Here is a 7,106-nt window from a genome sequence, read left to right on the forward strand (position 1 = left end):
CTAAACGGCGGCAGAGCCGACACGGCCCTTGCGCAACGCGTCAATAACCGCTTCTTTGGGGCCATCTGCAACGATCCGGCCGTTATCCAGCACGATCAAGCGGTCGACCAAACTGAGCATGGCGGTGCGGTGGGTGACCAGCAGCAGGGTTTTGCCTTGCATCCAGGTGTGCAAGCGCTGGCGCAGGGCGTCTTCGCTGGCGTTGTCCATCGCGCTGGTGGGTTCGTCGAGCAGCATGATCGGTGGGCTTAACAACAACGCCCGCGCCAGTAATACGGCTTGGCGTTGACCCCCCGAGAGCAGTTGCCCGCGCTCACCCACCGGGCGGTCGAAGCCTTGCGGGTGCTGGCGGGCCAGTTCGCTGACGCCCGTCAGTTCGGCCACTTCGAGCATGCGCGCGTCACTGATGTAGCGCGCGCCCAGGGTCAGGTTGTCGCGCAGGCTGCCCGCCAACAACGGCAGGTCGTGGGCCACATAGCCGATTTGTTGGCGCAGGTCGGCCACGTCCAGCTGTCGCAGGTCGAGGCCATCGAGCAGGATTTGCCCTTCATCGGGGGCAAAGAAGCCCATCACCAAACGCCCCAGCGTACTTTTGCCCGAGCCGCTGCGCCCGATGATGCCGACCCGTTCTCCGGCCTTGATACTGAAACTGATCTCGGCAAGTGCCGGGCTGCTTTGCCCGGCGTAGCGAAAGGTCACGCGGCTGGCTTCGATTGCACCTGTGAGTTGGGTGCGCTCCAGAGGGCGCTGTTTCGGATCGCGTTCTTGGGGCAGTGACATCAGTGCATCGGTACTGCGCATGGTCAACTGGGCTTGTTGATAACGGGTAATCAGCCCGGCGATTTGGCCCAGTGGAGCGAGGACCCGACTGCCCAGCATGTAGGTTGCTACCAGCGCGCCGACACTCAGGTTGCCGGCAATGATGCTGTACACCCCGGCGACGATAGTCGCCATGCCGCACAGTTGCTGAATGAACAGCGTGCCATTGGTGGCCAGCGCCGAGAGGTTGCGGGCATGGGCATCAAGCCGGGTGAGGGCGGCGTGGGTGCTTTCCCAGTGGTGCTGGCGCTCGCTTTCTGCACTACAGGCTTTGAGGGTTTCCAGGCCGCTGAGGGTTTCGATCAGCAATGCCTGGCGCTCAGCGCCCAATGCCAGGCTTTTTTGCACGGTGTCGCGCAAGCGCACCTGAATCAACCAGGCAAAGCCTATGGTGATGGGGAAGGCGATCAATGGGATCAGCACCAGCCACCCGCCCAGCAAACCGATCACCACCAGCATCAGCACGGCAAATGGCAGGTCGATCAGGCTGGTGAGGGTCACGGCCGTGAGAAATTCGCGTAACCCCTGAAAGTCGTGAATGCTTTGCGCGAAACCGCCAATGGTCGCGGGCCTGGCTTTCATCGACATGCCGGTGATGCGTTCAAACAACGTCGCCGACAGGATCAGGTCGGTGCGCTTGCCTGCTTGGTCCAGCAGGTGCGCACGCACCAGTCGCAGCACCATTTCAAACCCGGTGCCGATGAGCAGGCCAATGGCCAATACCCACAAGGTGGAGGTGGCCTGGTTGGGCACCACGCGGTCGTAGGTTTGCATCACGAACAGCGGCACCATCAAGCCGAGGACGTTGATCAGCAAGCTGGCAAGAATGGCGTCACTGTAGAGCCAGCGGGACAATTTGAGGGTGTCGCGAAACCACGCACTGACCCGCGGCACCAGCGGCGCGCGCAGGTCCTCAAGTTCGTGCCGCGGCCGTGCGAATAAAGCCTGTCCGCTGTAGTCCTGCTCCAACTCTTCACGGCTGACCCATTGCTCGCCACCTTCGGCTTCGCTGGGCAGGATCAGTGCCTTGCCGTCTTCGCCCCAGCGCCGCAATACGGCGCAACGGCTGTCTTTGAGAATCAGTAATACGGGCAAGTTAAGCGCCGAAATGGCACTCAACTCGCGGCGCAATACCCGCGCCTGTAAACCTGCGCGTGCGGCGGCGCGGGTCAGCAAGTCCAGGCTCAGGCGCTGCTCGGGCAGCGGCAGGCCAGCGGTCAGGCTGGCACGGCTGACAGTGGCCCCGTGCACCTGACACAGTATTAACAGACCATCCAACAACGGGTCATCAAAGCTCAGGCGTGGATCTACGCCTTGCCCTATTTCTTGCAAGGTGGTCAAAGGGTTTACTCCAGGCGCTTACTTCATTTCCGGCAAACGGGCATCGCTTTTTACTTCGGTCTGGGCGATAGATTCTGCGGGCATGACAACGTTTTCCTTACGCAGTAATTCCCCCATGTTCGCCAGTACGCGGTACATCGAAAACTCTTCGGTGTAGCGCACTTCGGTGTAGCGGCGGTTGGCGTTGTATACCTCGTTTTCACTGTCGAGCAGGTCAAGCAGGGTGCGCTGGCCCAGGCCGAACTGATCTTGGTACGCCACGCGCACCTTGGCCGATGTTTCAGCGTATTGACGTGCGGTCGGAGTTTGCAGGCGCGCATTGTTCATGGCGTGCCACGCCAGGTTGAGGTTTTCGTTGAGCATGCGCAGCGCGTTATTGCGGATGTCCATCGCCTGATTGATTTTGTGCGAGTCCGATTTCAAGCGCGCCTTGTCACTGCCGCCCTTGAACAGGTTGTAGTTCATCACCACCCCGGCACGCCATTCGTTGTCATGGCCTACCTGACCTTGCACGTTATCGTTGGCGCCCACGGCCAGTTCGCCGTCAAAACGCGGGTAAAACGGTGACTTGGCCACTTCGTACTGTTTCTCGGCGGCCTGCACGTCGGCCTGTGCCGACTTCAGGTACGGGTTATTGATCAGCATGCTTTGTTGGGCTGCGGTGAAATTGCCCGGCAGTTCACCCTTGATCGAGGGCGGCGTTTCCAGTTGATCAGGCAGGCGCCCGACCACACTGTAGAAATTGGATTCGGCGTCGGCTAAGTCCACTTCGGCTGTCTGAAAGTTGTTTTCGGCGAGTGCGCGACGGGCGATGGATTGGTCTTGGTCAGCGATGCTGCCGATGCCGCGCTCGCTGCGCATGCCGATTTGATCGTTTACCCGTAAGTGGGCCTGCAAGTTATTTTTGGCCAGGGTCAGCATTTCGCGACGCTTGAGCACTTCGAGGTACACCTCGATGGTGCGCAGTGCCAGGCTCTCGGCGGTACCCTGCACGTAGTAGGCGCGCGAATTGACCACCGCTTGAGTGCGACCCACTTCGTTGGAGGTGTTGAACCCGTCAAACAGCATTTGCCGCAGGCGCAGTTCAGAGGTCGTGTAGTTCAGCGTTTCCGTGTTGTGGCTATTCAAACCCCGGGTGTTGGGGTTATCGCTGTAGCCTCGACCGTAGCTGGCGGTCAAATCAACAGATGGATAAAACCCTCCTTTGGCGACGTTGACATCCTCGTTGGCAGACAGGCGATTGTTCTCGCTGGCTTGCAGCTCCGGGTGCGTATTGATGGTGCTCTGGATCGCCTCGGTAATGGACATGGCCTGCGCCTGGCTGCACGCCATGGCCAGTAAAATAGCGCTGCAAAGAGGGTTCAAAACGCGCATGAGGTACTTCTCCCTGAATCAATGATGCTTAGCTGTCGCCAAAAAAATGACGTAATTTTTAGGTCAAACCGTTTCAGGCTTGTAACAACCAAGCTAAGAACATCTTTGGCGCGAGCTAAGAAGTATTTCTCATAAGGCTTAGTCCGAAAAAAACTTATGACTTCTTCAGGATTCGAGACACAGTTCTCACTGAAAAGCCCGTTTTTCGCTTTTTTCAGGGCGCTTTTTAGGGGCTTAAAAGTTCAAAACTATTTTTCGGATGTGCAGCAAATGGGCTTGGGAGGGTGGCTGGGTCAGCGGTAAAAAATGTCAACTTATTGACTGATGGCAATTTGACCGCTGTTTTTGTTGGGTTTTTAAGCGGGTTGTGCAGGCCAAATGATTTAATCCGGCCACGTTTTTGCCATCGCGCGCTATTGATCCAGCCTCCCTGCCTGAGCTTTTGCATGTCCTCGTGATCACACAGGCCGAATGCGCTCGGCAGCAGAGGGAATGGACATGGCTAGTTTGATCGGTGTCGTTAGCAACGTGGTTGGCCAGGTAGTTGCGATTGCCAGTGATGGTTCCCGCCGAGTGCTGATTGAAGGTGATCGTGTGTTTGCCGGTGAGCAGTTGGAGACGGGCACTGCGGGTGCGGTGGCGATCCATTTGCAAGGTGGTGGTGAGCTGACCATGGGCCGCGAAAGCACCATGAACCTGTCCTCTGCATTGCTGAGCCAAAACCCGACATCCCACGTTGATTCCCCTGAAACGTTGACCCCCAGCGAAGCCCAACTGACAGACGTTGAAAAACTCCAGGCGGCCATCGCGGCAGGCGAAGACCCGACCCAGGTGGCTGAAGCAACTGCCGCCGGTCCGGCGGCCACTGGTGCGCCAGGTGGTCAATTGGGTGGCGGGCACACCTTTGTGCTGCTTGAAGAGGTGGCAGGTCGCGTTGACCCGATCATTGGTTTTCCGACCGCCGGGTTTAATGGTATTCCCGAATTCGTTGAGGAGCGGGTGATTGGCCTGCGCGATGACGACGAGGGCGCGCTTGTGCCGCCACCGGTCGTCGTGCCTCCCGATAACCCTGTCACCCTGACCGGCCTGTCGGTAGAAGGCGGCGAGTTGACGCTGAGTGAAGCCAGTCTGGCGCTTGGTTCGGCCAGTAACCCGGCGGCCCTGACGCAAAGCGGCACCTTCAGCGTGTCTGCGCCTGATGGGCTTTTGACGTTGAATGTCGGCGGCATAACGGTGGTCAATGGCTCAGTTGCGAGCGGTGTAGGTCAATCCATCACCACGGGCTTGGGCAATACATTGACCATTACGGGCTACAACCCGACGACTGGCGTGGTCAGTTACAGCTACACCCTCAACGGCAATGACGCACATCCTGCGGGTCAGGGCGCCAACAGCCTGAGCGAACATTTCTCAGTCATCGCCACCGACAGTAATGGCAGCACCGCTACCAACAGTCTGGACATCAACGTGGTCGATGACGTGCCCACGGCGTTTAACGACAGCCACGCGGGGGTGGCGTCCGAAACCCAACTGACGCTCAGTGGCAGCGTACTGACCAACGATAGTCAGGGCGCTGACCGTGTAGCGACCGGACCTGTAACGGCGGGTACTTTTACGGGCACATACGGCACCTTGACCCTGGCCGCAGACGGTACTTATACCTACACGCTGAACCCTCAGGATGCTGATTTTCTGGCCCTCAAAGGCGGGGGTAATAGCACCGAAACCTTCAGCTACACCCTGACTGACTCAGACGGTGACAGCAGCACGGCCAACCTGGTGCTCAACATCCACAACAACGACGATACGGTGAGTATCATCCCCGGCATCAATGGCAACCTGACACCACTCAATGAGGCTCACTTGCCCACGGGCTCCGCCCCCGATGCCGCCGCGCTGACTCAGCAAGGCTCTTTCACAATCAACGCGCCCGACGGTTTACAGAGCTTGTCTGTGGGCGGCATTAACGTGATCAGCGGCGGGGTGGTCAGCGGTGTCGGCCAGTCCATCACCACTGGCCTGAACAACACGCTGACAGTCACCGGTTACGATGCCACCACGGGTATCGTCACTTACACCTACACACTTAACGGCAATGACTCGCACGCAGCGGGCAATGGCGCAAACGTGTTGGGTGAACAATTCAGCGTCATAGCCACCGATACCAATGGCACCACCGGCACCAGCACGCTGATCGCTAACGTGATCGACGATGTGCCCACGGCGGTCAATGACAACAACGACGGCATTGCCTCGGAAAGCAATCTGCAACTCACAGGCAACGTACTGAGCAACGATGTTCAGGGCGCCGACCGTGTTGGCGCTGGGCCGATCACGGCCGGTACGTTTACCGGGACCTATGGCACCTTGGTACTGGCCACTGACGGTACTTATACCTACACCGTACATTCGACCGACCCTGCCTTTTTGGCCTTGAAGGGCGGCGGTAATGGTACCGACACCTTCACCTACACCCTGACCGACTCGGACGGTGACGCCAGCACCGCGCAACTGGTGCTGAACGTTCACAACAACAATGATCCGGTGGTCTTGACCGGGCTGGACGTGGGGGGTGGCGAGCTGACCCTGTATGAAAGCAATCTGCCTGCGGGCAGTACACCCGTGGATGCCAAAGGGCCATTGACCCAGTCGGGCACGTTCACCGTCACCTCGCTCGATGGCCTGCAAAACTTGAGCGTCGGCGGTATCGACATCATCAAGGACGGCGTCATCAATACGGGTGTGCAAACCCTCAACACCGGGCTGAACAACACCTTTACCGTCAACGGGTACAACCCGGTGACGGGCGTTGTTTCCTACAGCTACACACTCACTGGCGCGGATCAGCATCCGGCAGGCGACGGCACCAACAGCGTGAGTGAACAGTTTGCTGTCGTTGCCACCGATGTCGATGGCAGCACTGCCACGGGAACGGTAGACGTCAATATCGTCGATGACGTGCCGAGCGCGGCAAATGACACCGGCGGCCTGATCGAAGGCGGCACCTCGACCCTTAACGTACTGACCAACGATGTAGTGGGCGCAGATGGCGCGACAGTGGTTGCCATCAAAGCAGGCAGCAACGCCGCAGTCACCGTCACCAGTGGCGGCAGCACCGTCATCAACGGCACCTACGGCACGCTGACCATCTCGGCGGATGGCACGGCGGTGTACAAAGGCACACCAAACCTGGTGACCACACCGACCGCCGCTGACACCTTTACCTACACCATTCGCGATGGCGACGGCGACCAAAGCACCGCCACCGTAACTTTCACCCTGACCGACAGCGGTTTGAAAGTGGTCAGCGATGCGCAGGCGACGGTATTCGAAAACGCCCTCGACCAAACTCAGGACGGTCTCGATCTGGCTCCGGGCAGCGTGACCGGCAGCGCGCCGGATTCAACCGCTGAAACCGTCACCGGCAACCTGACCGCCAACACTTCGGGCGGTTCGGGCGCGCTGACCTTCGTACTTTTGAGCAATACAGCGGGCGCCTATGGCCAAATCCAACTGAATGCCAATGGCCAATACACCTACACCCTGACCTCGGCGCCAAAAACCACACCGGG

At 59.0% G+C, this 7,106-nt stretch carries 3 protein-coding genes; 1 reads left to right on the plus strand and 2 read right to left on the minus strand.

Annotation, left to right across the window (positions count from 1 at the left end; genetic code table 11):
* Both GYN01_RS21960 and GYN01_RS21965 read right to left on the minus strand, forming a co-directional pair.
* The gene (locus tag GYN01_RS21960) at positions 1-2,160 is read right to left on the minus strand and encodes a type I secretion system permease/ATPase (RefSeq protein ID WP_048366326.1); all 2,160 of its coding nucleotides are present in this window, start codon (positions 2,158-2,160) and stop codon (positions 1-3) included.
* 18 nt (positions 2,161-2,178) lie between these two features.
* Positions 2,179-3,534, minus strand: coding sequence for a TolC family outer membrane protein (locus GYN01_RS21965; protein WP_048366325.1), 1,356 nt, complete (start codon positions 3,532-3,534; stop codon positions 2,179-2,181).
* 498 nt (positions 3,535-4,032) lie between these two features.
* Here GYN01_RS21965 and GYN01_RS21970 point away from each other — a divergent pair.
* Positions 4,033-7,106, plus strand: a 3,074-nt coding sequence (locus GYN01_RS21970; RefSeq protein ID WP_203307792.1) for a retention module-containing protein, incomplete at its 3' end; no start/stop codon positions are given.

Origin of the sequence: Pseudomonas weihenstephanensis, assembly GCF_016812185.1 — a bacterium.
Lineage (GTDB): Bacteria > Pseudomonadota > Gammaproteobacteria > Pseudomonadales > Pseudomonadaceae > Aquipseudomonas > Aquipseudomonas weihenstephanensis.

Bases quoted from the DNA above. Each gene is read 5' to 3' on its own strand.
- GYN01_RS21965 (WP_048366325.1), bottom strand. From the start codon at position 3,534: ATGCGCGTTTTGAACCCTCTTTGCAGCGCTATTTTACTGGCCATGGCG.